Source organism: Nocardiopsis protaetiae (assembly GCF_045446735.1).
GTDB classification, from domain to species: Bacteria; Actinomycetota; Actinomycetes; order Streptosporangiales; family Streptosporangiaceae; genus Nocardiopsis; species Nocardiopsis protaetiae.
In genome coordinates, this window is the sequence record NZ_JBJJBV010000037.1 from 13,737 (window position 1) to 38,791 (window position 25,055).

Below are 25,055 nucleotides of genomic sequence, written 5' to 3' on the forward strand. Positions count from 1 at the left end.
ACCCCCGTCCGCTCGGGGCGGCCCCGCCCGGCGGCCGTGCGGCCGGTCACGGGTGCGATGCTCTCCCCGCACGATGTTCCCGCCCACACGATGCTCCCTCGCACGGGGATGGTCCCGGCTTCGACGGCCTCACCAGGGCGCCGACCGGGTGCTCCCCGTCCGCCCGTGCGGGGACGGTCCCGGCCCGCCGGGCACCGGCTCCCCGGCGGGCCCGGGACGGGTCAGGTGTCGTGGCGGGGCGGGGGCGGGCTCCCCTCGTCGGGCGGGTCCTGCATCTCGCCGGTGCTGCGGTTCCAGCCGGTCGGATAGTCCCGCCGCTCGCGGGCGGGCCTGTCGGGGACCCGGCGGTCGTCGGCGGTGTTACGCCGGAGCACCAGCACCGCCACCACCACGATCGCCACGACCATGACCACGGCCACCACCCAGGCCCATTCCATCTTCCTCACCTTTTCCGAGTCGGGATCGTTCGGTTCACGGCCCGCTATCCCAAGGAGAACCGCAGGGCCGTGTGGTCCAGCGTCGCGGGCAGGTCCGCCGCCGACAGCGGGTCGCCGCCCACCGGTCCGGGTCCCCGGTCGCCGAGCCGGCGTCGACGCCCTCCGCGGACAGCAGGGCCAGGGCCCGGAACGCGGCGATGGCCGCCGCGTCGAAGGCGAACAGCCAGTGCGCCACCTGGTCCTCGGGCCGCACCCGGTCGCCTCCGGGCAGCCGAGCGGCCAGGCCGCCCGGCTCGGCGTCGGACACCAGCACCCCGTGCGGCTGGAAGTGCGCCAGCGCGCCCCGCTTCTCCCGGCCGCCCGGCGAGAACGGGTCCGGTGTCCGTTCCAGCAGGTCGCGCACGTCCTCGGCGGCCAGGACGAGGACGAGGGGCCGACCCGCCACGGTCAGCGGCAGGGGCCGGTCCCCGTACCGCTCCCGCAGCTCGCGCAGGAGCGCGGCGAGCCGGCGGTCGGCGTCGAGCCTCGCGGCCAGGGCCTCCCCGCCGGGGCGGCGCACGATCACCCCCCGGGCCACCTGCAAGGACAGCAGCGGGAGCAGGCGCGCCCGCTCCAGCAGGTCGGGGGACGGCTCCGCGCCCACGGCTCCACCGCCTTTCACGGCGTTCGACTACGGGTGTGCACGGGGGCGACTACCCGTGAGCCCCGGGAGCGAACATGCCCGCCCCCGGCCGCCCCGCCCTCACCTGGTCGGAGGACCGCCGTCCTCCGGCGGCGGCGGGTCGTTCCCGTCCGGCCCCCGCGGACCCTCCCGCGGTTCCGGCCGGGCGCTCCCGGCGCCGGGACCCCGGTCCCACCCGGTCGGGTACCTGCGGCCGTCGGGCCGCTCCTTCCAGTAGTCCGGCGAGCGCACGGCCCTCTGCTCGCGGGCGACGTCCCGGCGCAGCACCCAGACCACGAACAGGATCACCGGCACGGCGACCGCCGCGTACACGAGGACCGCCGGCGGTCCCGCGGCCATCGTCCCCTCCATCGGTCCCACCCCTCTCCGTCACACGTGGTCGCGCGGGATCGTCTCGCTCCACTGCCGGGAGAAGATCCGCTCCCCGTTCTCGTAGGCGTCGAGCGTCCCGTACACCAGGAAGTCGGTCTCGGTGCACTCCAGGGAGGTGTGCGTCTCGGTCCGGGTGTCCCAGTCCCCCCGGGAGAAGCGCATCGTCCAGGAGGTCTCGCCGCGCACCGACGTGAAGTCGTTCGCCACCGACTCGTAGTGCTCGTGGGCGCGGCGGCCCACGTCCAGGTCGATGCCCTCCAGGTGCAGGATCCCGCCGTCCTTGACGATCTCCAGCGAGGACCGGGTGTCGACCAGGTCCCTGTACACCTCCCAGCGGTGCTCGGGCAGCTCGTGCCGGGAGGTGGGGATCTCCGCCGTCGTCTCGGGTTCGCCGAAGGGCCGGACGGCGGCGCCCTCCCCGTCGGGTGCCGGCCGGATCGGCAGGTCCAGGGCGCTGCCGCCCGGGTGGACGGTCAGCAGGACCGGCCGGGGCGGGGGCCAGGCCAGCGGCCAGTACGAGGTGGACAGCGAAAGCCGGATGCGGTGGCCCGCGGGGAACACCTGGGCCACCCCGTTGAGGACGATCCGCACCCGGCGCGGCTCGCCCGGCGGCATCTCCTCCGGCTCCGCGTGCCCCTCCCGGTGGGTGAGGTTGAGCAGCCCGAACGTGACACGGGTGGCGGCCCCGTCGGGCGCGATGTCGCTCAGCCGCGCCGCGACCATCGCCACCGGCCTGTCGGCGGCCACCTGCAGCTCCACCTCGGGCGCCCCGAGGATCTCCACCGGCTCCTTGAGGACCTCGGTCTCGAAGACCAGCGAGCCGCCGTCCTCCTCCCGCTGGTCGTAGGGCAGGTCGGGCGGCGCGTTGTAGGAGGCCCACTTGCCCGCGAACTGGCCCACGGTCAGGGGCGAGGACACGGTCAGGGGGTCGCCCGGCGCCTCGTCCTCGGCCGGGGTGTACTCGTCGGAGGTGAACAGGCGGTGCGGGCCCAGGCCGAACCGCGTCCGCTCCACCCCCGGCGACGGCCACCGGTCCTCGCGCACCCACCGTCCGGGGCGCTCCTCGTAGGAGGTGGCGGGCGGGACGGACTCCTGCATCCAGGACCACAGCGCGGGCCCCCCGTCCACCCCGTTGTCCGCGCCCTTGAGCCAGTGGTCGAACCAGCGCACGACCTCCTGGAGGTAGCCGATGGCCGGACCGGGCAGCCCCAGGTGGGGGTAGCGGTGCGACCAGGGGCCGATGAGCCCCAGGCGGGGCGCCTCCAGGTGCTCCAGGACGCGCAGGACCGCGTTGGAGTAGCCGTCGGCCCAGCCGCCGGCGGCCAGCACGGGGCAGGTCACGCGTTCGGGCGTCTCGATCACCGAGGCGTGCCGCCAGTAGTCGTCCCTGCGCTGGTGGTCCAGCCACGTGATGATCCAGGGGCGGTTGGCCTCCAGCCGCTCCAGCCACATGTCCCGCCACCGGTCGCCCACCGTCATCGGGTCGGGCGGGCAGGTGCCGAACGCGAAGGTGGTCCCGGACTCGGCCAGGTTGTCGGAGAGCAGGCAGCCGCCCATGTAGTGGAAGTCGTCGTTGTAGCGGTCGTCGGTGAAGGACGCGATGGCGATGGCCCCCAGGCTCGGCGGGCGCCGGGCCGCCACCTGGAGCGCGGCGAAGCCGCCCCAGGACAGGCCCATCATGGCGGTCGAGCCGTCGCACCAGGGCTGCTCGGCCAGCCAGGCCAGGACCTCCTCCGCGTCCTGCTGCTCGCGTTCGAGGTACTCGTCGGTGAGCACCCCCTCGGAGTCGCCGCTGCCGCGCATGTCCACGCGGACGCAGGCGTAGCCGTGCCCGGCGATGTAGGGGTGGTGGGTCGAGTCGCGCACCGCGGTGAGGTCGCGCCGGCGGTAGGGGATGTACTCCAGGACCGCCGGGACCGGGTCCGTCTCCGCGGACGTCGGGAGCCAGGCGCGCCCGGCCAGGCGCACCCCGTCGGACATCGGGATCCAGAAGTGGTCCTCCGTGCGGACCTCGTTCGGCAGGGTCTCGATCACGCGCATGGAGACTCCTTCCTCGGTGGTCGTCCGTCGGCCGTCCGTCGACGGCCGTCCGTCAGCGGTCGTCGTCGGCGCCGTCCTCGAACCCGAAGACGAGCTCCTCGGCGCAGCGCTCGTACTTGGCGCGCATCTCGGTCTCGTCGGCGCCGCCGATGACGATCTTGGCGAGCTCGAAGCTGTAGCTGTCCTGTGCCTGGAGCTCGGAGAGCCGCCGCCCCTCCTGCGGCACGATGTGGATGTCCACCCCGGACAGCTCCTTCTCCAGCCGGCCGATCTCCTCCGGCCCGGGGACCCGGGTGGCCACACCGTCGGAGAAGCGGCGCAGGTACCACTCCGCGGCGACCGCGTACTCGCCCCTGATCCCCTCCGGGAGGACGGGCTCCCGGCCCAGGGCGAGCCGGAGCATCCTCTCGTGGTTGGCGACCCCGTCGACCAGTTCGAACAGCGAGGCGTGCGCCTGGGAGTGGCGGGGGTTGACCTCCAGGACCCGGACGTCGTCCCCCACGGGGTCGTAGAAGAACTCGACGCTGAACGTCGAGTCGTCCAGTCCCAGCTTCCCGATCACCCGCGAGGCGACGGACGCCATCCGGCTCCGGACCCCCTCGGGCAGGGAGGAGGGGTACTGGTGGCGCAGGAACGCCGGGCTGCCCGGGAAGTCGACCGAGTCCAGGGTGGCGTAGACGACGCACTCGCCCTGGTGGACGTAGCCCTCGACGGCCGCCTGCACCCCGCGCAGGGCGGCCTCGGCCAGGCAGGAGGTGCCGCCCGCCTCGGCGATCTCCGGCGGGAGGTCGATGCGGTCCAGGATCTGCCCGAAGGGGCGGCCGATCCTGCCGACGCCTTCGCGCAGCTCGGCGATCGCGGCGTGGAAGCCCGCCTCGTCCTCGACGCGGAAGGCGAGCTCGGAGGAGGCCGACTTGACGGGCTTGAGCCAGAAGGGGTAGCCGGGTTCGGCGGGCGGAACGGGGTCGTTCAGGTCCACGACGGCGAAGGCGGGGTACTCGTCGACGACCTCGCTCTGGAGGAGGCGGCTCCAGTACTTGTGCTCGCACCGGACGACGGATTCCAGGGTGGGGGAGGGCAGGCCCCGGGAGGCGGCCAGGATCGGCACCAGGAGGGTGACGGGGAAGTCCCAGTAGCCCGCGACGGCGTCGACGGTGCCGTCGAAGCCGTCCATGGCGCGCTCCGCCTCGGCGACGGTCTCGTCGATGTCCAGGTCGGGGGATCTCAGGTCGTCCAGGGTCGACAGGGGGTGGAAGTCGCACCCCCGCCCGGTGGGCGTCCTTTCGAGGATCTCGCGGTTCCGGTCGTCCAGGCCGGGGACGAAGACGTTCTTTCGCTCCATGGGCACTCCTCGCACATCGGTGGCGGCCCGTCCCGGCCGCCGGATGAGAGGGTCGGCGGCCGGGCGCGGTAAGCGTGGGAGCGCCCACTACCCCAAAGGGCGCGGGACCAATCGGGGCCGCGGGTTCAGCCGGTGTGCGGGGAGTTGAGGGCGGAGAGGAAGCGCACGAGGAGGGCCTCGCGGGTGGCCGGGGCAAGCCCGTCCAGGATCGTGTTCACCGCGGCCATGGGGGAGCCGCCCGGGCCGCCCAGGGTGACGCCGACCGCCGACAGCAGGTCCACGAACCCCCGGTCGTCGATCGCCCCCAGGTCCAGGCCCTCCACCACCTCGGCCAGGCCCTCGGGCAGGTCCGGGCGCACGCCGCGCACCGCGGCGACCGCCGCGGCCAGCACCTCCAGCAGCGCGTCCACACCCGCCAGCGACACCCCCGTCAGCGTCAGGTGCAGGTTGGGCGGGATGCCCGCGTACGACAGCTGCACCTGGAGGAACCACCCGGACTTCGCTACCTCGTCCGCCAGCACGAACACGTCCACCGCCGGGTCGGCCGAGGCCAGCGCCACCAGCGGCGCGTCCGGCTCGCCCAGCACCCGCAGCTCCGGGATCTTCGCGACCCCCTCGCGCAGGCGGGCGGCCGCGGCCATCGCCTCGGCGGCCAGCTCGCGGTAGCCCGAGGCACCCAGAGCGTTCAGGGTCGCCCACGCCCCCGCCAGCGGCCCCGCGCCCTTGCTGCTCTGCACCGTGGAGTTGATGACCGTGTACCCCGGCCAGTCGGCGCTGGCGTAGTACGCGGCCCGCCGCAGCCGCTCCGTCGCGAACAGCACGACGGACGCACCCTTGGGCGCGTACCCGTACTTGTGCAGGTCACAGGAGATCGAGGTGACCCCCGGGACGGACAGGTCGAACGGCGGCGCGTCCGCCAGCCACGGCAGCACCCAGCCGCCCACACAGGCGTCCACGTGGCAGGGCACCCCGCGTTCGGCGGCCAGCGCGGCGATCTCCGGCACCGGGTCCACCACCCCGTGCGGGTACGACGGCGCAGACGCCACCACCAGCGCGGTGTCCGGCCCGATCGCGTCGGCGACCGCCGACGGCACCGCCCGCAGGGTCTCGGGGTCCACCGGCACCGTGACGGGCGTGAGCCCCAGGTAGTGGCAGGCCTTGCGGAACGCCGGGTGCGCCGTCACCGGCAGCACCACCTCGCGCCCGCTCCCGGTGTCGCGGGCCGCCTTGACCGCCAGCATGATGGACTCGGTCCCGCCGCTGGTGAAGATGCCAGGGGTGGCGGCGTCCCCGCCCAGGGCGGACGCGACCGCGCCCACCACCCGCTTCTCCAGGGCGACGGTGCTGGGGAACGCCGTCGGGTCGAGCCCGTTGACCTCCAGCATCTCCAGGTACGCCCGGTGCCCGGCCTCGCGCACCCGCGGCCGCCCCGGGTCGTAGACGTAGGCGGCGACCCGGCCCTCGCGCACCGGCAGGTCGCCGTCCTTGAGGCGGGCGAGCTCGGCGAGCAGGTCCTCGGTGGAACGTCCGTTCTCAGACAGCACTTCTCTCCCCCACGGCGGTCAGTTTGCGGAAGGCCAGCAGCGGCACCAGGCTCACCAGGAACAGCACGGCCGGCATCAGGGTGAACCCCCAGCTCAGGCCGAGCAGGGCGCTCCCGGGCTGGACGACGGCCGTCGCCACGTCCGAGGACTGGAACGCCGTCACGGCCAGCACCACGGAGAACAGCCCCGGGCCCAGCGCCATCGCCCCCGTCTCCAGCCCGGTCCACAGCCCCGTGAACGTCCCCGCCTGGGCCTGCCCGCTGCGGCCGGCGTCCTCGCGCACGGTCTCGGGCAGCAGGGACAGCGGCAGCAGTTGCAGGCCGGTGTAGAAGACGCCCACCAGGCCGGTCACCGCCAGCACCGCGACGACGTTCTCGGCGAGCACCGCCGGGAACAGCGCGGCGGCGGTGGCGATCATCGCGACCAGGGCCACCAGGTAGCAGTTCACCGTGCCGAACCGCCGGGCCAGCGCCGACCAGGCCGGGACGGCCACCAGGCTCGGCCCCACCACGCACACGAACATGGCGGAGGTGAGCCCGTAGTCGTCCAGCCGGTAGGTGGCCACGTACGGCGCGCCCGCCAGCATCACCGACACCGCCAGCGACTGGGTGGAGAACGCCGCGGCCAGCGCGAAGAACGGCCTGTTGCCGCGCGCCGCCCGGAACGCGGCGACGGGCCCGAGCGTGCTCGGCCCGGGGCGGCTGGGGATCCACCGGGTCCCCAGCGTGGCGACCAGCAGCGCCGCGCACAGCACCGCTCCGATGGTGATGCCCATGGCCAGGTGCCCGGGCCGGCCGCCGCCCGCAGCCTCCACGACGACCGGGGCGAGCCCGCCGGCGGCCAGGATGCCCAGGGTCAGGCACACCACCCGCCAGGACATGGCGCGGGTCCGCTGGTCGCGGCGCGGGGAGATCTCCGCGGGCAACGCCACGTAGGGCACCTGGAAGAGGTTGAACGCGGTGGTGGCCAGCAGGAACGCCGCGCCCACCCACAGCGCCGACCAGGCCGGGGACTGCGTGGGGGCCGCGAACATGGCGGCGAACAGCAGCGGGAGGGTGAGCGCCCCGGCGAGCATCAGCCGGGAGCGGCCGCCGGTGCGCACGGCCTCGCGGTCGCTGAGGACCCCGATGGCGGGGTCAACGAGCATGTCCCAGATCTTGGGCAGGACCAGCACGAGCCCGGCGATCCCGGCGGCGACGCCGAGCACGTCGGTGAGGTAGTAGAGCAGCAGCAGGCCGGGCAGGGCGGAGAAGACGCCGGTGCCGACGGAGCCGATCCCGTAGGTGAGGAGCCGGGGGCGGGGGAGCGGGGCCTCGGTCATCGGCGGCCGCCGCGGGGGAGGCGGAGGCGGTGGGGGAGGCGGCCCGGGGTCGGGGTCGGCGCGGGTGCCGCTGCCGGTGCCGGGGAGGAGGGGGACCCGGGGCGGTTGACAGGGGCGCGCCCGGTGTACAGGGGGGAGTTCACCCGCCGCACGTTACCGCCGGTAGGTGGGCGCGGGCAATGGTCGGGAGGGGTTGTCCGTGCCTGTGACCTCGGATTTCGCGCAGAGTAATCCCTATGTTCCCGACCGCTGTTATCGGGATGGCCGCACCGGGGAGTGCCCCGCCGTCCGGCGGCCGGGCCGCGCGACCACCGGCGCTCCGGCCGCCGCCCCGGAGGCCGCCGGGGTGTGCGTCTCCGCCGTCCGGCGGTCCGGGCGGCGTGAGCCCGGGATCTCCGGCCGCTGTCGTCGGCGTGGGCCGCCGGGATGCGCGGCTTCGCCGTCCGGCGGTGGTGGGGGCTGCGCGGAGCCCGGGTGTGCACGCCCGCGTCCCGGGCAGGAGAGCGCATGTTCGGCCCATGTGTTGCCACGTGCGGGTTTCCCCGTCGTCGCCCCGGGTAGCCGTGTACACACATCCCCTCCGACCGAAGATCCCGACCGAGGACATCACCGGCAGGAGGACGGCGTTCGGCACCCGCCGCGCGTTCCGGGGCGGCACGCCGACCCGCGCCGCCCTCCCGACAGCACGGAGGAGAGACATGCACACCGTGCACCCGAACCGACAGCCCCGCTCACAGGAGCGGCGGGTACAGGGGCGGCGGGCGCAGGGGGCGCGTCGTTCCCGCCCGTCCGGGCAGCGGCTGCGCTACCCCGACCCGGTGCCGGAGCCGCCGATGCCGCCGGACCCGTTCCCGCCCGTTCCCGGGCCGGTGCCCCCGCCCCCGCCCGAGCCGGGGCCGGATCCCGAACCGCCGGGCCCCGGCCCCTTCCCCGAGCCCCCTTCTCCGGAGCCCCAACCCGAGCCGGCCTGACCCGCCGCCCGAGGTGGGCGCCCCGGCCGCCGACCCGGCGCCGCCGTACCCCGGCCGCCGGCGCCCGCTGAGTCCCGACCGCCCCGCGGTGGCCCGCTCCCGCGGCGCTCCTGCCATCCCGCGGCGTGCCGATCTCGCGGCGCTCCGGCCGCCCTGCGGCGATCCGGCCCCGCGGCGGTCCGGCTTCCGCGGTGGGCGGCCGGGCGGTGCTCTGCTCCTGTGGCGGTCCGGCTTCCGCGGCGGGCTGCCGAGCGGCGCTTTCCGCCTGTGGCGCCCTGGCCGTCCCGCGGCGATCCGGCCCTGCGGGGGTTCGACTTCCGCGGCGATCCGACGCCGCGGTGATTCGATCCCGCGGCGGTCCGGCTTCCGCGGCGGTCCGGCTTCCGCGGTGGGCGGCCGGGCGGTGCTCTGCTCCTGTGGCGGTCCGGCTTCCGTGGTGGGCGGCCGAGCGGCGCTTTGCGCCTGTGGCGGCCCGGCTTCCGTGGTGGGCGGCCGGGCGGTGCTCTGCGCCTGTGGCGGCCCGGCTTCCGTGGTGGGCGGCCGGGCGGTGCTCTGCGCCTGTGGCGGCCCGGCTTCCGCGGCGGGTGGCCGGGCGGTGCTTTGCGCCTGTGGCGCCCTGGCCGTCCCGCGGCGATCCGACCCCGCGGCGGTCCGGCTCCTGGGGCGGCATGCTCCTGCGGTGGGTGGGCTCGGCGGAGGTCCGGCGGGGCGGATGTCGTCTGGGGTGAATTCGTTCCGTAAGGGGGATTGACCCCAGCGTGACGGAGTTCTAGGTTTTGAACAGGAAGGACTCCTTCCGGTTCGGTGCGGCCCCGGCCCCGGTCGCATCGGACCGCCACCCCCGCCGGAGGATGCCGTGCCCCACCCCTCGCCCCGTCACGCCCGTACCCCCCGCACCGCCGCCGGGCGCCTCGCCCGTGCCGGATCCGTGCTGCTCGGCCTCGGCCTGGTCGCGGCCACCGCGTTCGCCGTGCACGGCCAGACCGCCGCAGGTCCCGCCGCCACCGTCGCCGACTCCGCGGAGGCCGCCGCCACCCCGGTGAGCGAACACGGCCAGCTCCGTGTCTGCGGCATCAAACTCTGCGACGAGAACGGCCAACGCGTCCAGCTCACCGGAATGAGCTCCCACGGCCTGCAGTGGTTCAGCCACTGTCTCACCGACGCCTCGCTGGACACCCTCGCCTACGACTGGAACGCCGACGTGCTGCGCGTGTCCATGTACATCCAGGAGGGCGGCTACGAGACCGACCCGCGCGGCTTCACCGACCGGGTCCACAGCCTCATCGAGGAGGCCACCGAACGCGGTATGTACGTGATCGTCGACTGGCACATGCTCAGCCCCGGCGACCCCAACCACAACCTGGCCGCCGCCCGCACCTTCTTCGCCGAGATCGCCGACGTGCACGCCGACAAGGACAACCTGCTCTACGAGATCGCCAACGAACCCAGCGGCGTCCCGTGGTCCTCCATCAAGAGCTACGCCGAGCAGGTCATCCCGGTGATCCGCGCCGAGGACCCCGAGGCGGTCGTGCTGGTGGGCACCCGCGGCTGGTCGTCGCTGGGGCTCTCCGAGAACGGGGACCACCGGGAGATCACCGCGAACCCGGTGAACGCGGACAACATCATGTACGTCTTCCACTTCTACGCGGCCTCGCACACGTCCTTCCACCGCGAGGGCTTCCGCGCCGCCGCGCAGGAGCTGCCGCTGTTCGTCACCGAGTTCGGAACCCAGGAGTACACGGGCGACGGACCCAACGACTTCGCCTCCTCCCAGGCCTACCTCGACCTGATGGAGCAGGAGCAGATCAGCTGGGTCAACTGGAACTTCTCCGACGACTTCCGCTCCGGCGCCGTCTTCCAGACGGGTTCGTGCGGCTCGGGCAACTGGAACTCGCTCAAGCCCGCGGGGCAGTGGATCAGGGACCGTATCAGGGAGAGCGGTACGGCCGCCTGACCCCCCGCATTCGGGCGGGGCGCGCCGCCACGGTCGCGCCCCGCTCCCCGCCCCGGGTGCCCCGGGCCGGCCCCGGGTCCTCCTGGCCGGGTCGGCCCGGCCCCGGGCCGGGTGTCCTCCCGCTGAACGTCAGGACCCCTGAACGTCAGCACCTCTGAATGTCGGCACTCGGGAACGTCAGTGTTACTGAACATCAGCGGCACTGAACATCGCCCGCCCCGGCCCCGGCCGGTGGGCGGCCCGTGTTCCGACCATCACCCCTGCTGAACGTCAGTGGTACTGAACGTCGGCACCACTGAACATCAGCGGTGCCGCACATCGCGGTCGCGCCACCGCACCGCCGCACCGCCGCACGTCGGCCCCCGCCTCAAGCCGGGGGCGCCGTGGAGATCAGCAGCTCCTCGTTCCCGCCCACGTCCACCGTCACGTCGTCGCCCTCGGCGATCTGCCCGTCCAGCACCATCCGCGACAGCCGGTTCCCCACGTTGCGCTGGATGGTGCGGGCCAGCGGCCGCGCCCCGTACGCGGGCTGGTACCCCTGCCGGGACAGCCACCCCACCGCCTCGTCGGTGAACCGGATCGTGACCCCCTGCGCCCTGAGCCGCCGCTCGGTCTCGGCCAGCATCAGCCGCGTGATGCGGTCCAGTTCCTCGCGGTCCAGCTGGTGGAACACCACGATCTCGTCGATCCGGTTGATGAACTCGGGCCGGAACTCCTCCCGCAGCCGCCGCATCACCCGCTGCTCGGTGTCGGGGTCCATCTGCCCGTCGCCCGTGAACCCCATCGGCGCCCCGCCGGTGATCGCCTCCGACCCCAGGTTGCTGGTCATGATCACCACCGTGTTGCGGAAGTCCACGGTCCGCCCCTGCCCGTCGGTGAGCCGCCCGTCGTCGAGCAGCTGCAACAGCAGGTTGAACACGTCGGGGTGGGCCTTCTCGATCTCGTCCAGCAGCAGCACCGAGTACGGGTGGCGGCGCACCGCCTCGGTCAGCTGGCCCGCCTCCTCGTACCCGACGAATCCGGGCGGGGCGCCGGTCAGCCTGCTGGCGGTGTGCCGCTCCTGGAACTCGCTCATGTCGATCCGCACCAGCGCGTCCTCGGACCCGAACAGCGCCACCGCCAGCGCCTTGGCCAGTTCCGTCTTGCCCACCCCGGTCGGGCCCAGGAACAGGAAGCTGCCCACCGGCCGGTCGGGGTCGCCCAGCCCGGCGCGGGAGCGGCGGATGGCCTCGGACACCGCGGTGACCGCCTCGTCCTGGCCGATCACCCGCTCGTGCAGCACGTCCTCCAGGCCGACCAGGCGTTCGCGTTCCTCCTGGGTGAGCTGGGCGACGGGGATGCCGGTGCTGCGCGAGACGACCTCGGCGATGTCGGCGGCGGTCACCTCCGGCACCGCCGACCCGGTGCCGCGCGCCTGGTGGACGGAGCTGCGGGCGGCGTTGATCTCGTCGCGCAGCGCCGAGGCCCGCTCGTAGTCCTCGTCCTGGACGGCCTTCTCCTTCTGCTCCTCCAGGTCCTTGAGCCGCTCCTCCAGGTCGCGCAGGTTGGAGCCGGAGGCCCGGATCCGCAGCCGCACCCGGGCGCCCGCCTGGTCGACCAGGTCGATGGCCTTGTCGGGCAGGAACCGGTCGGTGATGTAGCGGTCGGAGAGTTCGGCGGCCGCCACCAGGCTCTCGTCGGCGAAGCGCACCTGGTGGTGGGCCTCGTAGCGGTCCTGGAGGCCGCGCAGGATCTCGATGGTGTCCTCGACCGAGGGCTCGGGCACCAGGATGGGCTGGAACCGGCGTTCCAGGGCGGCGTCCTTCTCGATGTTCTTGCGGTACTCGTCGATGGTGGTGGCGCCGATGATGTGCAGCTCGCCGCGGGCCAGCGCGGGCTTGAGCATGTTCCCGGCGTTCATGGACCCCTCCGCGGCCCCGGCGCCGACGATGGTGTGGATCTCGTCGATGAAGATCAGCAGCCGGTCGGACTGGGCGCGGATCTCGTCGATGAGCTTGGTGAGGCGTTCTTCGAAGTCGCCCCGGTAGCGGGTCCCGGCGACCATCCCGGCCAGGTCGAGCTGGACCAGGCGGCGCCCGCGCAGGGTCTCGGGCACGTCGTCGTCGGAGATGCGCTGGGCGATCCCCTCGACGATGGCGGTCTTGCCGACACCGGGGTCGCCGATGAGGACGGGGTTGTTCTTGCGGCGCCGGGCCAGCACCTCGATGCACTGGTCGACCTCGTCGTCGCGGCCCACGACCGGGTCCAGGCGGCCCTCGCGGGCGAGTCCGGTCATGTCGGTGCCGAACTCGTCGAGGGTGGGCGTGGTGGACGGCTCGTTCTCGGCCTGTTCCACGGTGGCGGCGGGGCCGGCGGCCTGCTGGAGGTTCTGCGGGGTGACCCCGGAGTCGCGCAGCAGCCGGCCGACGGAGCTGTCGGGGTTGACGGCGAGCGCGAACAGCAGGTGTTCGGGCGTGATGCTGGAGCTGCCGGTGGCGCGGGCGATCTGGAAGGCGTCCAGGAGGCCGCGCTTGGCGGAGGGGGTGAGCCGGGCCGAGGCGCGCACCGACCGGGGCGTGTGGGCGGCGGCCTGGTCGACGACCTCCTCCAGGCGCCCGGCGTCGCCCGCGGTGCGTTCGACGAGGTCGCGGGTGGGCTGGTAGCGCAGCAGGGCCCAGAGCAGGTGGACGCTGTCGACGTCGGCGCTGCCGTTCTCCAGGGCGCGGCGGACGGCGGCGTCGGCGACCTGGCGGGCCTCGGGGCTCATCAGCTTGGACATGTCCACGCGGCGCACCTGGCCGCGGGAGGAACCCAGGAAGCGGGCCAGGAACTCGTCGAACGAGCGCTCGCCGTCGTCGGGAAAGTCGGTGGTCATCGTGATCGTCCCCCGGGCGAAAGTGGAATGACTTCATAACCCTAAGTGATGAAGTGTCCGCTGTCCGGTAACGGATTCCGTCGAAGACCTGGTGTCCGGGGGTCGGCGGTGTTACGCTGTGATCAATTCCCTACTTTTCCTATCTGGATTAAAGGAACAGGTGCGCCGATGACCGACCCCGAACACCGCTGGTCCTTCGAGACCCGGCAGATCCACGCCGGAGCAGCCCCCGACACCGCCACCAACGCCCGGGCCACACCGATCTACCAGACCACCTCGTACACGTTCCGCGACACCCAGCACGGCGCCGACCTGTTCAGCCTCGCCGAGCCCGGCAACATCTACACCCGCATCGGCAACCCCACCCAGTACGTGCTCGAACAGCGCCTGGCCGACCTGGAGGGCGGCGTCGCCGCCGTCGCCTTCGCCTCGGGTTCGGCCGCCGTCACCGCGGCCGTCCTCAACCTCGTCCAGGCGGGCGACCACATCGTCTCCAGCGCCCTGCTCTACGGCGGCACCTACAACCTGTTCCACTACACGCTGCCCAAGCTCGGCATCGAGGTGGACTTCGTCCAGGACCAGGACGACGCCGACGCCTGGCGCGCCGCCACCCGGCCCACCACCAAGCTGTACTTCGCCGAGACCCTGGCCAACCCCGGCGGCAACGTCCTGGACGTGCGCGCGGTCGCCGACACCGCCCACGGCCAGGGTGTGCCCCTGGTCGTCGACAACACCGTGCCCACCCCCTACCTGCTGCGGCCCATCGAGCACGGCGCCGACATCGTCGTGCACTCGGCCACCAAGTACCTGGGCGGGCACGGCACCACCATCGCCGGTGCCGTCGTGGACGCCGGGACCTTCGACTTCGGCGCCGACCCCGAGCGCTTCCCCGGGTTCAGCGAGCCCGACCCCAGCTACCACGGGCTGCGCTACTGGGAGGCCCTGGGCGCGGGCGCCTACGCCGCCAAGCTCCGGGTCCAGCTGCTGCGCGACACCGGCGCGGCCATCGCACCGCTCAACGCGTTCCTCATCCTCCAGGGGGTCGAGACGCTCTCCCTGCGCGTGGAGCGCCACGTCGACAACGCCCTGGCCCTGGCCACCTGGCTGGAGGAGCAGGAGGAGGTCGAGAAGGTCTACTACGCGGGCCTGCCCTCCAGCCCCCACCACGAACTCGCCGCCCGGTACCTGCCCCGGGGCGCGGGCGCGGTGGTCTCCTTCGACCTGCGCGGCGGTGTGGACGCGGGCAAGGCGTTCGTCGACGGCACCGAGCTGTTCAGCCAGCTCGTGAACATCGGCGACGTGCGCAGCCTCATCGTCCACCCGGCCAGCACCACCCACAGCCAGCTCACCCCCGAGGAGCAGCTGAGCGCGGGCGTCACCCCCGGCCTGGTCCGCCTGGCCGTCGGGCTGGAGAACGCCGACGACCTCAAGGCCGACCTGGAACTCGGCTTCCGGGCGGCGCGGGCGCTGCGGTGACCACCACCCCCGGCCGTCCCGCCACCCGGTGGGACGGCCCCCTGCGCGAGGGCCCCGCCGGGGGGTGGCGCGACGGCGACCCGCTCGGCGAGCGCCGCCGGGTCCACCTGCCCGCACCCCTGGAACTCGAATCGGGGCAGGCCCTGCCCGGGGTGCGCATCGCCTACCAGACCTGGGGCAGGCTCAACACACGCCGGGACAACGCCGTCCTGGTCCTGCACGCCCTCACCGGCGACTCCCACGTCGCCGGTCCCGCCGGGCCCGGCCACCCCACCCCGGGCTGGTGGGACGGGCTGGTCGGCCCGGGCCTGGCCCTGGACACCGACCGGTTCCTGGTGGTGGCCCCCAACATCCTCGGCGGCTGCCAGGGCAGCACCGGCCCCTCCTCCACCGCACCCGACCAGCGGCCCTGGGGCAGCCGGTTCCCGCCCATCACCCTGCGCGACACCGTCCGCGCCGAGGCCGCGGTCGCCGACGCGCTGGGGGTGGAGCGCTGGGCGGCGGTCGTCGGCGGGTCCATGGGCGGGATGCGCGCGCTGGAGTGGGCGCTCACCCTGCCCGACCGGGTGGACCGGGCGCTGGTGCTGGCCTGCCCGGCGGCCACCACCGCCTGGCAGATCGCCTGGACCTCGCCCCAGCTGCACGCGGTGCGCTCGGACCCCGACTGGTTCGGCGGCGACTACCACGTCACCGGCCGCGCCCCGGTCGACGGGCTCGGGGTGGCCCGGCGCATCGCCCACGTCACCTACCGCGGCGCGGGCGAGCTCGACACCCGGTTCGGCCGCCGCCCCCAGGACGGGGAGGAACCGGGGCGCGGGGGCCGGTTCGCGGTGGAGTCCTACCTCGACCACCAGGCGTGGAAGCTCGCCCGGCGGTTCGACCCGGCCAGCTACGTGGTGCTCACCGAGGCCATGAACGGGCACGACGTCGGCCGGGACCGGGGCGGGATCGAACGCGCCCTCAAGGACATGCCCGAACGCACCCTCGTCGCGGGCGTGGACACCGACCACTTGTACCCGCTCACGCAGCAGGAGGAGATCGCCCGGCACCTGCCGGTGCCGGGGCGGGCGCGGGTGATCTCCTCCCCGTACGGGCACGACGGGTTCCTGCTCGCGGTGGACCGGGTGGGGGAGCTGGTCCGGGAACTCCTCGACGACGCCGACTGAGCCGCACGGCGGCACCGGCGGGGGCGGTGAGGTGCGGGCCGGAGCTCGAAGCCCCGGCCTGCGAGATCTCAGGCCGCGGAGGCCTCGGTCAGCAGGGCGGTGGACTCCTCGTCCAGCACCAGCGAGTCGACAGCCAGCAGATCCGCCAGCTGCTCGGGGTTGCGGGCGCTGGCCAGCACCGACGCGACCGTAGGCCGGTCGGCCAGCCAGGCCAGGGCCACCGCGCCCTGCGCCACGCCCAGCCGCTCCGCCACCGTGTCCAGGGCGGCCAGGACACGCAGCGCCCGCTCGTCCTCCAGGAACGCCGAGGCCCGGCCCGCCCGCGGGCTGTCCACGGCCGGGCCGCCCGGCCGGTACTTGCCGGTGAGGAAGCCGCGCGCCAGCCCGTGGTACGGCAGCAGGGCCAGCCCGCGCTCCCGCGCCAGCGGCACCAGCGCCTCCTCCACACCGCGTTCCAGCAGGCTGTAGTGCGGCTGGACGCAGACCGGGGCGTGCAGGCCCTGGTCGGCGCAGATGTCCAGCCAGGCGCGGATGCGGTCGGGCGTGTAGTTGGACAGGCCGATGTGGCGCACCTTGCCCGCCTCCACCAGCTCGGAGAAGGCGCGGGCGCTCTCCTCCAGCGGGGTGGCGGCGTCGTCGAAGTGCGCGTAGTACAGGTCGATGGCGTCCACGCCCAGACGCTCGCGGGAGGCGTCCGCGGCGGCGTGGACGTTCGCCGCCGACAGGCCCCGGAACTCGGGGTGCTCGCTCACCTTGGTGGCCACCACCAGGCCCTCGGGGCGGCCCCGGTCGGCCAGCCAGCGCCCGATGACGGTCTCGGACTCGCCGCCCCGGTGGCCGGGCGCCCAGGCGGAGTAGCCGTCGGCGGTGTCCACGAAGGTGCCGCCGCCCGCGACGTAGTCGTCCAGGACACGGAAGGAGGCCGGCTCGTCCGCGGTCCACCCGAACACGTTCCCGCCCAGGCACAGCCGGGAGACGCACAGGTCGGAATCGCCGAGGGGACGGGGCTTGACGTCGTTCATGCTCACCACGGTTCTTACGGGGGTGAATGCTGCCGCGCACAGGCTAGGGCACCGTTCGCCTCCGGGCCAGTGCCCCGGCCAGGCCCGGAACCGTGGCCGGAAACGGTCACGCTCCGGGGCGGACGGGGGACCGTGCGGGACCGGGTCGGTAGGCTGCCGGTACCCCCGGCAGCGCGACACCCGTGAGGCGGCACCTTGAGCGACGAACGGCCCGGACCCTCCCGCACCGAGAACAGCATCGGCGACGTCAGCGGCGGGACCTCCGTGATGGGGCGCGACATCACCGTCAACATGACCGGGCCCCGGGACGACGCCGGTCCGCACTACGCCGTCCCCGCCCCGCCCCTGTTCGTCAACCGCGGCGGGGAGCTGGAGCGGGCCCGCGAATTCGCCCTGGAGGACGGCGCGCACTCCCGGATCCTCGTCGTCCAGGCGACCCCGCGGCAGCGGGGCCACCGCGTTCGGGCTCAAGGTCCTGCACGAGGTCTTCGTCCGGGACCCGCGGCGCTTCCGGGGCGGCTACTTCTTCGCCGACGTCGAACGCGACGGGGTGGCCGAGTCCGTCAACGAGATCCTGCGGCAGATGGGGGTCGAGAAGATCCCCGCCGGGCAGCGCAAGAGGCGCGCCCGCCTACAGGGGGAGTTCGCCGACCGGGGCGCCGTCGCCGTCCTGGTGGACGCCCCGGCCGGGGTCAACGACGTCCTGCCCTTCGTCTCCACCTCCCCGGGCAGCCTCACGGTCGTGGCGACCCCCCACGACTTCGAGTTCGACGAGGTCCTGCCGCACGTGCGGGACGAGTGGATCGGCATCGGCGCCCTGGCGGCCGAGCACGCCGTGGAACTGCTGTGCGCCAAGGCCGGGATGGCACCCGAGACCGACGAGGAACGCCGCCTGATCGAGGACCTGGTCGACTACACCGGAGGCAGTCCGCACCTGCTTTTGCAGGTGGGGCGCAACATCCGGCGGCTGCGCCGGCGGGAGGCCGCCGACGCGCTGGCCGCCGTGCACCGGAGCCTCATCGCCCCCGTCCGGGTCTCGGCCGACCGGGAGGACGGGGAGGGCGAGGGCGCGGGTCTGCCCGCGCCGGTGCGGGCGGCGGCCGTGGCGCTGTCCTGCCACCCCGAGACCGACTTCGGGGCGGCCGTGGCCGCCCGCGTCCTGTCCGGCGAGGACGCCCGAACCCTGCTGGCGGCCCTGGTCGAGGGGGACGTCCTCACCCTCGTGCGGGAGGAGGGCGTACGGGAGGAGGGCGTGCCGCGGGACAGGTACCGGTTCCGGACCGCCCGCGCCCAGCGCGAGCTGGGGCTGCGGGCCCACGACCGGGCCGCCGTGTTCGGGCGGGTCCTGGACCACTACTTCGAGCTGGCCGCGGCCGCCCACCGGGCGCTGCTGCCCGGCCGCTGGCTCCAGGCCGACCTCGACCACGACTCGGCGTTCCCCGAGGCGGCGGGAGTCCGCTTCGAGGACGGGGAGGCCGCCCGCCTGGCCCTGGCCCCCGACCGGGCCGCCCTGCGCGCCACCGTCATGCACGCCGCGGTGCGCGGCGAGTACCGGCGCGCCGCCGAGCTGTGCGAACACCTGTGGGCGTACTGGTTCACCTCGGGCCTGTTCGCCGACGTGGTCGACACCCACACCGAGCTGCTCCGGCACACCCTGGGCACCCACCACCTGTCGCCCGCCCGGCTGTCCCGCCTGTGCGTGCAGCGTTCCATCGCCTACCGGCGCGACGACGCCCTGGAACAGGCGCGCGAGGACGCCGAACGGGCCCTGGAACTGGCCCGGGAGGTCGAACCGGCACAGCCGTTGGTGCTGCTCACCGCGCTGGAGGCCGTCGGCGACGTGGAACGCGAGGAGGGGCGCCCGGCCCCGGCCGCCGAACGGTTCGCGGAGGCGCTGGCCGTCGCCGAGGCCACCGAACCGCTCGACCCGCGGGCCGTGCTCAACGCCGCCCGCAAGCTCGCCCAGGTCCGCCTGGAGCAGGGGGACCGCGACGCCGCCTGCGAGCTGCTGTTCCGGGCCCGCAACCTCGTGGTCCTCAAGTGCCCTGACGACCTGCACAACCGCGCCCGGGTCGGCGCCGCCCTGGGCGACCTGCTGCTGGCCTGCGGCGACCTGGACCAGGCCCTGGAGCAGTGGGCCATCGCGGTCGAACTGCACACCGAACTCGGCGACGACCGCCGGATCGGTGACATGTACGTCAAGCGGGCCGACGCCCTGGAGCCGGTGGACCGGGCCGCCACCCGCGCGGCCCTGGAAACGGCGTTGGAGCACTACACGCGGGCCAGGGCCCGCCACCAGGCGGCGCGGGTGCGGTCCCGGATCGCAGACCTGGGCTGAGCGCTCGGGCCCTGGGCTCCGTCCGGTGCTCGGGTGGGGCCCGGGGCCTCTCGGATGCCCGGTGGTCGGTGACGGGTGGCGGCCAGGTCGCCGCGGCCAAGGGCCGCTCCGGAGTCGAAGCGCTTCACCATCGGCGGTCGGGCTGTGCGGCCGGGGACTGCTCAGCGGTCGAAGCGCTTCACCACCGGCGGTCGGGCTGCGCGGCGGGAGACTGCCCCGGAGTCGAAGCGCTTCACCACCGGCGGCCAGGGGCTGCTCACGGGCCGAGGCGCTCCACCGCGACGCGGATCGTGCGGTCTCCGAGCCGGACGGTGCACACGAGCCCGTCCGGTCCGGCGACGGTGCGGCGCAGCCGCAGGAACGCCGACGCGTACGCGGTCGGGTCCGGGGCGGCGGCGCCCCGCGGGACCAGCCGGTGGCGGACGCCGTCGCGGTCCAGCACCAGGCAGGCGTCCCCGTCGGCCTCGGCGGCCAGCCGGGCGTCGGGCAGCGCGGCCAGGGCGTCGGTGAGCCGCCGCCACGGGTCGCCGTCGGCGGGCCCGCACAGCACCACGTCGGCGGCGTCGCGCCACCGCGTCTGCGGTTCGTCGGCGTGCACGACCGTGTGCGGGCGGCGCAGCGACAGCCGACCGGTGGAGACCGGATCGGCCGGGTGCCGGGCCACCCGGACGGCGGCCGGGTCGGCGGGGTCGGGTTCGGCGGTGGCGATCAGCGGCGGGACGTCCGCGGTGTCGGGCCACCCCCGCCGGTACGCGACCGGCGGCTCGGGCGGGGCGACGCGTACCGGCCGGGCCGGTTCGGCCAGGTCGAGGAGCTTGTAGAACGTCGACCGCAGCACCGCCGCCGACCCGCCCGGGATCGAGGTCAGCAGGCGGGTGGTGGCGGCGAACCGGTCCGGGGTGTGCCGGGCGGCGTCCGCGGCCAGCTGGGGGAGCAGGGGCGCGTCCGGGTCGAGCCGGGTCGCCGCGCGCCCGAACCCGGCGATGGGGGAGGAGGCCGCCAGTTCGTGGTCGGGGAAGGCACCGAGCATGGTGTGGGTGCCCAGGGCGGCGCCGTAGAACGTCACCGACCCGTGGTCGCCGATGACGTGGTCGGCCGCGGCCAGGGCGGCCTGCCAGCCGCTGCGGGGAGGCAGGACGCGCAGCCCCGCACGTTCGGCGTCGGCCAACCAGGCCCGCACCTGCCAGGGGCCGTGGCCGTGCCAGACGTTGGGGTGCAGGGCCAGGGCGACGCGGTACTCGTCGACGGGCAGCTCTTCCAGCAGGCGCAGGGGGAGGTCGGGGCGGGCGCCGAGGAGGGAGGTGGGGCCCCAGGTGGAGCTGATCAGGAGCAGGCGGCGGTCGCCGGTCTCCAGGTGGGCGCGGTAGCGGTCGCGCCAGGGGAGTCCGGCGAGGATGCGGTCGTAGGTGGGGTCGCCGGCGACGACGGCGGAGTCCACGGCCTCGGGGTAGGCGGCGGCGAGGCGGTCGCGCTGTTCGGTGTGGGAGAGGACGAGGGTCTGGGGGATGACGGCGCCGTCGCGCAGGAGGGTCTCACGGGAGAGGCCGAAGACGGGGTCGGGGTGGGGTGCGGGGCCGGGGCCCGTTTCCTCGGGGAATTCCCGGTCGATTTCCGGCTTTCCGGCTTTCCGGCTTTCCGGCTTTCCGGCTTTCCGGCTTTCCGGCTTTCCGGCTTTCCGGCTTTCCGGCTTTCCGGCTTTCCGGCTTCATCAGCTTATTATACCCGGCCCCGTGGGAGAAAACGACCATCGGGGCTTTGATCAGGTGCAGGTCGTCGCCGTAGCTCGCGGAAACGGCGAGGTCGAATTCCTCGTCCACGACCTGTTCCCAGGGGGCCACCACCGCGCCGATGTCGGTGAGGAATTCGGTGACCCCCTCGCGGAAGTTCGAGGTCCGGGCCCGTGTGAAGACGAGCTGCACCCGCGGGTCGGATTCCAGGAGCGGAATGATGTCGAGGATTCTCGTCAGCGCGGTGACCGTGTGCGCCACCACCAGGACCCGCCGGGCGTCGGGGGCGGTCGACCACCCGGGCGCGGCCCCGATGGGGACCCGGAGCCGCTCTCCGACCGACATGTGTCCTCCCAGAGCCTTCGTGTTCTGCGCCTGCTCGTGCGCCCGCGTTCCGTCCGGCGACGGAACAGCGTACCGAAGGCCCTTCCCGGTGGGGAACGCGGCGGGGTGGCCGCTTTCGGCACCCGGATCAGTGGACGCCGGGGTTGGCGGCGGTCTGAATGGTGATCTCGTCCTCCTGCCCCGGGATGTAGTGGACGGTGACCACACGGCCGACCTGGAGGGACGTCGACAGGCGGGCGGGCAGCCGCTTCACCGTTCGGGTGTGGAAGACGCTCCCGTCCGGCCGGGTGACAGCGACCTCGACGTCCATCTCCGGGTTGCCGTTGACCAGGTTCCCGGTGGGGCGGACCTCGGTGATCACACCCTGGGCGGGGATCCCGTGCGCGGCGATCTCCAGCGCCCGCGGGGTGGTCAGCCCGGCCCGCAGCATCACCGCGTCGAAGGCCGCCTGCGCCGCCGCCCGGTCGCCGCTGCGGTCGATGGCGACCACGCCGGGGCGGTCGGGGCGGTAGCGCACCGGCAGGGTGGCGCCGGACTCCAGCAGGCCGACCTCGGCCGGGTCGAGCAGCTCCTTGGCCACGGCCGTGAACCGGTACCCCTCGGGGGTCTCCACGTCCAGGGTGATGGCGATCTGCGGGTTGTCGTTGACGGTCAGCCCGGTGCGGCGCCAGTCGGTGACGGTGCCGATCGCGATGGGGGCGTTCGCCATCGCCTTCGCGCCGCCGAGCCCGGACAGAGAGGAGACGATTCTCAGGGTGAAGAAGGAGGTCATCAGTAGGACGCCGCCGGCGATGGCCATCCCCATGTACGTCTCCCAGGGGCTGAGGAACGCGTTCGCCGGGGAGTTCAGCCCCAGCCACACATAGCCGCCGAGCAGCCCGAGTGCGATGAGCACCTCGATGACGAAAACCAGGCGCAGAATCGCCTTCACCACGGTCATGGGACGCCTCCTCGGCGATCGGATCTTGCTGTCGGGAACAGTCGACACCGGGACCGCCGCCTACCGATCCCAGGTTCGGTGCGGAACCGGTGTGCGGGCGCCGGGTATCGTCGTGGCGTGCCGGAGATCCCCGACGAACGCCTCCGCCCCCGGTCGCAGGTCATCGACCGGGCCTGGCGTGCGCTCGGGCCCGGCCTGGAACCGCTGAGCGGCCCCGACGGCGCCCCGCTCACCCGCACGGTGAAACTGGTCGTCCTGCCGCTGGTGCTGCGGCCGGTACTGCGCCCCGACCTGGCCGGGGACCTGCTCACCGCCCGGGCCGCCGACCTGGCGGCCGGGCTGTTGCTCGCCGACGGGCCGCGCCTGGTCGCCACCGCCCGCTGGTTCGCGCTGCTCAAGAAGGCGCGCCGGGCGCTGAAGGTGGTCGAGGGCAACCCGCAGGACCTGTACTTCCAGCGCTGCTTCGAACTCGCGACCGAGCACGGGGACCCCCGAGGACCCGGCGCCGAGGAGGTCGCCCGCGCCGCCGTCCTGGAGGCGGCCGACCACGGCGGCCGCACGGTGGCGGCGCTCCGCGAGCACCTGAGCGACCCCGCCCGCGCCCGCACCGTCGCCGCCGCCCTCACCCACGCCTGGAAGTCCCGCCCCCTGCCGGCACCCCCCGCACCGAACACACGCCCATCGGTGGGACCGGCCGCCGTGGCCGACACCCCCGGACCGGTGGGCGCATCTACCCCGACCGACACATCCGCCGCGACGGTCATGCCTGCCTCAGCGATCGCATCGGGGATGGCGGGCACATCCGCCTCGGAGGTCACACCGGTCACGGACGCATCTGCCCTAGAGGTCGCGCCTGCCTCGGTGGGCCCTTTTCCTCGGTGGTCGCGCCGGGGGCGGCGGGCACATCCACCCCAGCAGTCGCATCCGGGACGGCGGACGTATCCGTCTCGATCAGCACATCTGCCCCGGCGGCCGCATCCGCCTCGGAGGTTGCACCGGCCCCAGGGGGCATATCCACCCCGGCGGTCGCACCCGGGACGGTGGACGCATCCGCTCCGGTCAGCATGTCCGCCCCGGAGGTCACACCTGCCTCGATGGACTCATCCGTCTCGGCGGCCGCAGCGGCCCCGGTGGTCGTGCCGGGGGCGGACGTGCGGGCGCTCGCCGACGCGGTGCTGGACGGGTGCCCGGACGGTGGGGGAGCGGAGGCGTTCGCGGAACTGGTCGACGGGGCGCGGGGCGGCGCGCTGGGCGCGGCGCTGTGGGTCGGGGCCGCCTCCGGGTGGGGCCGGGTCGGCGCACCCGCGCACCTGGGTCTGACCGCGGCCGCCGTTCCGCCGCCGCCGGCCGTGGGCGCCGGGGCCTCCACCACCGCCCTGCCCGCGCCGCTGGACCGCAGCGTCTACGAGCGGGTCTTCACCCTGTTGCGCGCCCCCGGCCACGACGACCTGCCGCCGGTGCCCGAACTGGTGGACGCCGAGGTGGCGCGCGCCTGCGCGCCGCTCGGGCTCACCGAGGAGTCCCTGCGCGTCGCGCTCCTGGTCGGCGGCCGCCTGGCCGTGGGCCTGGACCCGCTGGGCCGGGACGCCGGCCCCACCGCCGCGCACCGGGTCGTGGACCGGCGCTGGCGGCGCGAGTCGTCGGTGTCCCGGGCCCGCCGCGCCACCGTCGACCCCGCGGCGGAACAGGGCCCGTTCGCCGACCTGGCCCGCGCCCTGCGCGACCCGTGGACCGCCTACGTGCGCCGCCTGTGGGCGCGCCTGCACGGCCGCGACGCCCACGCGGTTCCGGTGTCCGACACCGCGGAGCTGTGGGCGCTGCTGGACGGCATCGCCTACTCGGTGCTGCGCGACCACCGCGCCCGCGTGCGCGCCGTGCTGCGCTCCCTGACCGTCCCCGGTGACGGGGCCGCCGACGCCTCCGGGAGCGCCGCATGAGCGACCGACCCCTCCCTGTCCTCCGGTCCCGGCACGGGCGGTCCGCCGCCCTCGGCGTTCGCGGGGTGACGGCATGACCGACGTGGAGATCACCGCCGTCGAAGGCGGCGTCACCGTCGCCGTGGTGGACCGTCCGGCCGCCCCGCCCGTGTTCGCGTCCTCGGTGGTCGACGCCGAGGGCGGGCTGCTGACCTGGCCGGACGTCACCACGACCGACCTCCCCGACGCGCACCTGGACGACGTGTCCGCTGCCCAGGGCTGGCTGTGGGACCTCTACGGCCCCGACACCGCCCGCGCGGTCGCCGCCGCCGGCACCGCCCCCGTCCGGGTTCCCGCGGACCCCGGAGACCTGGCCCGCCCCCTGGCCGCGCTGGCGCTGGGCCACTGGGCGGCCCGCTGGTGGCCCGCCTCCCGCCTGGACGGCGTCCCCGCCCTGGACACCGACCTGCTGGGCCTGGAACTGGCCGCCCTCGCCCACCGCTGCCACCGCGCCCTGCCCCCCGACACGGCCGCCGAACTGCTGCTGGAGCACCGGGCCGGGATCGGCGCCCTGCTCGACGAGGCCCCGCCCGGGCTCGCCGCCGCCC

At 74.5% G+C, this 25,055-nt stretch carries 19 protein-coding genes; 6 read left to right on the plus strand and 13 right to left on the minus strand.

What is annotated here, in order from left to right:
- Window positions 1–221 precede the first annotated feature (221 nt).
- The 7 genes from ACJOT3_RS08735 to ACJOT3_RS08765 all read right to left on the minus strand — a co-directional run bounded on the left by ACJOT3_RS08735 (window position 222) and on the right by ACJOT3_RS08765 (window position 7,738).
- The gene (locus ACJOT3_RS08735) at window positions 222–437 is read right to left on the minus strand and encodes a hypothetical protein (protein WP_406970687.1); all 216 of its coding nucleotides are present in this window, start codon (window positions 435–437) and stop codon (window positions 222–224) included.
- 34 nt (window positions 438–471) lie between these two features.
- Window positions 472–1,080 carry a hypothetical protein gene (locus ACJOT3_RS08740; protein ID WP_406970689.1) on the minus strand — a complete coding sequence of 203 codons (609 nt, stop codon included), beginning with the start codon at window positions 1,078–1,080 and terminating at the stop codon, window positions 472–474.
- Window positions 1,081–1,179: 99 nt separating this feature from the next.
- Window positions 1,180–1,458 carry a hypothetical protein gene (locus tag ACJOT3_RS08745; RefSeq protein WP_406970691.1) on the minus strand — a complete coding sequence of 93 codons (279 nt, stop codon included), beginning with the start codon at window positions 1,456–1,458 and terminating at the stop codon, window positions 1,180–1,182.
- A 30-nt stretch (window positions 1,459–1,488) separates the two neighbouring features.
- Window positions 1,489–3,531 (minus strand): CocE/NonD family hydrolase, encoded by a 2,043-nt coding sequence (locus ACJOT3_RS08750; protein WP_406970693.1) that lies wholly within the window; start codon window positions 3,529–3,531, stop codon window positions 1,489–1,491.
- A 52-nt stretch (window positions 3,532–3,583) separates the two neighbouring features.
- Complete coding sequence (locus tag ACJOT3_RS08755; protein WP_406970695.1) at window positions 3,584–4,873, minus strand: ATP-grasp domain-containing protein; 1,290 nt, start codon at window positions 4,871–4,873, stop codon at window positions 3,584–3,586.
- A 125-nt stretch (window positions 4,874–4,998) separates the two neighbouring features.
- Window positions 4,999–6,417, minus strand: a complete 1,419-nt coding sequence (locus tag ACJOT3_RS08760; protein ID WP_406970697.1) for a pyridoxal phosphate-dependent decarboxylase family protein — start codon at window positions 6,415–6,417, stop codon at window positions 4,999–5,001.
- Window positions 6,407–7,738, minus strand: a complete 1,332-nt coding sequence (locus ACJOT3_RS08765) for an MFS transporter (protein WP_406970699.1) — start codon at window positions 7,736–7,738, stop codon at window positions 6,407–6,409. Before ACJOT3_RS08765 ends, ACJOT3_RS08760 begins: the two co-directional genes overlap by 11 nt.
- Before the next feature lie 1,827 nt (window positions 7,739–9,565).
- On the opposite strand from ACJOT3_RS08765, the gene ACJOT3_RS08770 reads away from it, so the two are divergent.
- Complete coding sequence (locus ACJOT3_RS08770; RefSeq protein ID WP_406970701.1) at window positions 9,566–10,663, plus strand: glycoside hydrolase family 5 protein; 1,098 nt, start codon at window positions 9,566–9,568, stop codon at window positions 10,661–10,663.
- 367 nt (window positions 10,664–11,030) lie between these two features.
- On the opposite strand, the gene ACJOT3_RS08775 is transcribed toward ACJOT3_RS08770, so the two are convergent.
- The gene (locus ACJOT3_RS08775; protein WP_406970703.1) at window positions 11,031–13,517 is read right to left on the minus strand and encodes an ATP-dependent Clp protease ATP-binding subunit; all 2,487 of its coding nucleotides are present in this window, start codon (window positions 13,515–13,517) and stop codon (window positions 11,031–11,033) included.
- A 168-nt stretch (window positions 13,518–13,685) separates the two neighbouring features.
- On the opposite strand from ACJOT3_RS08775, the gene ACJOT3_RS08780 reads away from it, so the two are divergent.
- Complete coding sequence (locus ACJOT3_RS08780; RefSeq protein WP_406970705.1) at window positions 13,686–14,993, plus strand: bifunctional o-acetylhomoserine/o-acetylserine sulfhydrylase; 1,308 nt, start codon at window positions 13,686–13,688, stop codon at window positions 14,991–14,993.
- A complete protein-coding gene (metX, locus tag ACJOT3_RS08785) occupies window positions 14,990–16,159 on the plus strand; it encodes a homoserine O-acetyltransferase MetX (RefSeq protein ID WP_406970707.1) in 1,170 nt (389 codons plus the stop codon). The genes ACJOT3_RS08780 and metX overlap by 4 nt, the downstream gene beginning before the upstream one ends.
- Window positions 16,160–16,227: 68 nt before the next feature.
- Here the strand turns inward: metX and ACJOT3_RS08790 are convergent, their stop codons facing one another.
- The gene (locus ACJOT3_RS08790) at window positions 16,228–17,181 is read right to left on the minus strand and encodes an aldo/keto reductase (protein ID WP_406970709.1); all 954 of its coding nucleotides are present in this window, start codon (window positions 17,179–17,181) and stop codon (window positions 16,228–16,230) included.
- 550 nt (window positions 17,182–17,731) lie between these two features.
- On the opposite strand from ACJOT3_RS08790, the gene ACJOT3_RS08795 reads away from it, so the two are divergent.
- Window positions 17,732–19,519, plus strand: a complete 1,788-nt coding sequence (locus ACJOT3_RS08795) for a tetratricopeptide repeat protein (RefSeq protein ID WP_406970711.1) — start codon at window positions 17,732–17,734, stop codon at window positions 19,517–19,519.
- A 256-nt stretch (window positions 19,520–19,775) separates the two neighbouring features.
- On the opposite strand, the gene ACJOT3_RS08800 is transcribed toward ACJOT3_RS08795, so the two are convergent.
- The 4 genes from ACJOT3_RS08800 to ACJOT3_RS08815 form a co-directional block, all read right to left on the minus strand.
- Window positions 19,776–20,957 (minus strand): hypothetical protein, encoded by a 1,182-nt coding sequence (locus tag ACJOT3_RS08800; protein ID WP_406970713.1) that lies wholly within the window; start codon window positions 20,955–20,957, stop codon window positions 19,776–19,778.
- A 94-nt stretch (window positions 20,958–21,051) separates the two neighbouring features.
- Window positions 21,052–21,591: a hypothetical protein gene (locus tag ACJOT3_RS08805; RefSeq protein WP_406970715.1), complete on the minus strand. Its 540-nt coding sequence runs from the start codon at window positions 21,589–21,591 to the stop codon at window positions 21,052–21,054.
- Between the two features lie 127 nt (window positions 21,592–21,718).
- On the minus strand, window positions 21,719–22,531 hold the full coding sequence (locus ACJOT3_RS08810; protein ID WP_406970717.1) for a DUF3592 domain-containing protein: 813 nt from the start codon (window positions 22,529–22,531) through the stop codon (window positions 21,719–21,721).
- Window positions 22,532–22,591: 60 nt separating this feature from the next.
- Window positions 22,592–23,161 carry a hypothetical protein gene (locus ACJOT3_RS08815; protein ID WP_406970719.1) on the minus strand — a complete coding sequence of 190 codons (570 nt, stop codon included), beginning with the start codon at window positions 23,159–23,161 and terminating at the stop codon, window positions 22,592–22,594.
- A gap of 464 nt (window positions 23,162–23,625) precedes the next feature.
- Here ACJOT3_RS08815 and ACJOT3_RS08820 point away from each other — a divergent pair, with 464 nt between their 5' ends.
- Together ACJOT3_RS08820 and ACJOT3_RS08825 are read left to right on the plus strand one after the other, a co-directional pair.
- Complete coding sequence (locus ACJOT3_RS08820) at window positions 23,626–24,468, plus strand: hypothetical protein (protein ID WP_406970721.1); 843 nt, start codon at window positions 23,626–23,628, stop codon at window positions 24,466–24,468.
- A gap of 73 nt (window positions 24,469–24,541) precedes the next feature.
- Window positions 24,542–25,055, plus strand: a 514-nt coding sequence (locus ACJOT3_RS08825) for a hypothetical protein (protein WP_406970723.1), incomplete at its 3' end; no start/stop codon positions are given.

What these genes read in the sequence shown, in the direction of transcription:
- ACJOT3_RS08735 (WP_406970687.1), bottom strand. Translation starts at nt 437, where the DNA reads ATGGAATGGGCCTGGGTGGTGGCCGTGGTCATGGTCGTGGCGATCGTG.
- ACJOT3_RS08745 (WP_406970691.1), bottom strand. Translation starts at nt 1,458, where the DNA reads ATGGCCGCGGGACCGCCGGCGGTCCTCGTGTACGCGGCGGTCGCCGTG.
- ACJOT3_RS08750 (WP_406970693.1), bottom strand. Translation starts at nt 3,531, where the DNA reads ATGCGCGTGATCGAGACCCTGCCGAACGAGGTCCGCACGGAGGACCAC.
- ACJOT3_RS08755 (WP_406970695.1), bottom strand. Translation starts at nt 4,873, where the DNA reads ATGGAGCGAAAGAACGTCTTCGTCCCCGGCCTGGACGACCGGAACCGC.
- ACJOT3_RS08765 (WP_406970699.1), bottom strand. Translation starts at nt 7,738, where the DNA reads ATGACCGAGGCCCCGCTCCCCCGCCCCCGGCTCCTCACCTACGGGATC.
- ACJOT3_RS08775 (WP_406970703.1), bottom strand. Translation starts at nt 13,517, where the DNA reads ATGACCACCGACTTTCCCGACGACGGCGAGCGCTCGTTCGACGAGTTC.
- ACJOT3_RS08780 (WP_406970705.1), top strand. Translation starts at nt 13,686, where the DNA reads ATGACCGACCCCGAACACCGCTGGTCCTTCGAGACCCGGCAGATCCAC.
- ACJOT3_RS08790 (WP_406970709.1), bottom strand. Translation starts at nt 17,181, where the DNA reads ATGAACGACGTCAAGCCCCGTCCCCTCGGCGATTCCGACCTGTGCGTC.
- ACJOT3_RS08805 (WP_406970715.1), bottom strand. Translation starts at nt 21,591, where the DNA reads ATGTCGGTCGGAGAGCGGCTCCGGGTCCCCATCGGGGCCGCGCCCGGG.
- ACJOT3_RS08810 (WP_406970717.1), bottom strand. Translation starts at nt 22,531, where the DNA reads ATGACCGTGGTGAAGGCGATTCTGCGCCTGGTTTTCGTCATCGAGGTG.
- ACJOT3_RS08820 (WP_406970721.1), top strand. Translation starts at nt 23,626, where the DNA reads ATGGACTCATCCGTCTCGGCGGCCGCAGCGGCCCCGGTGGTCGTGCCG.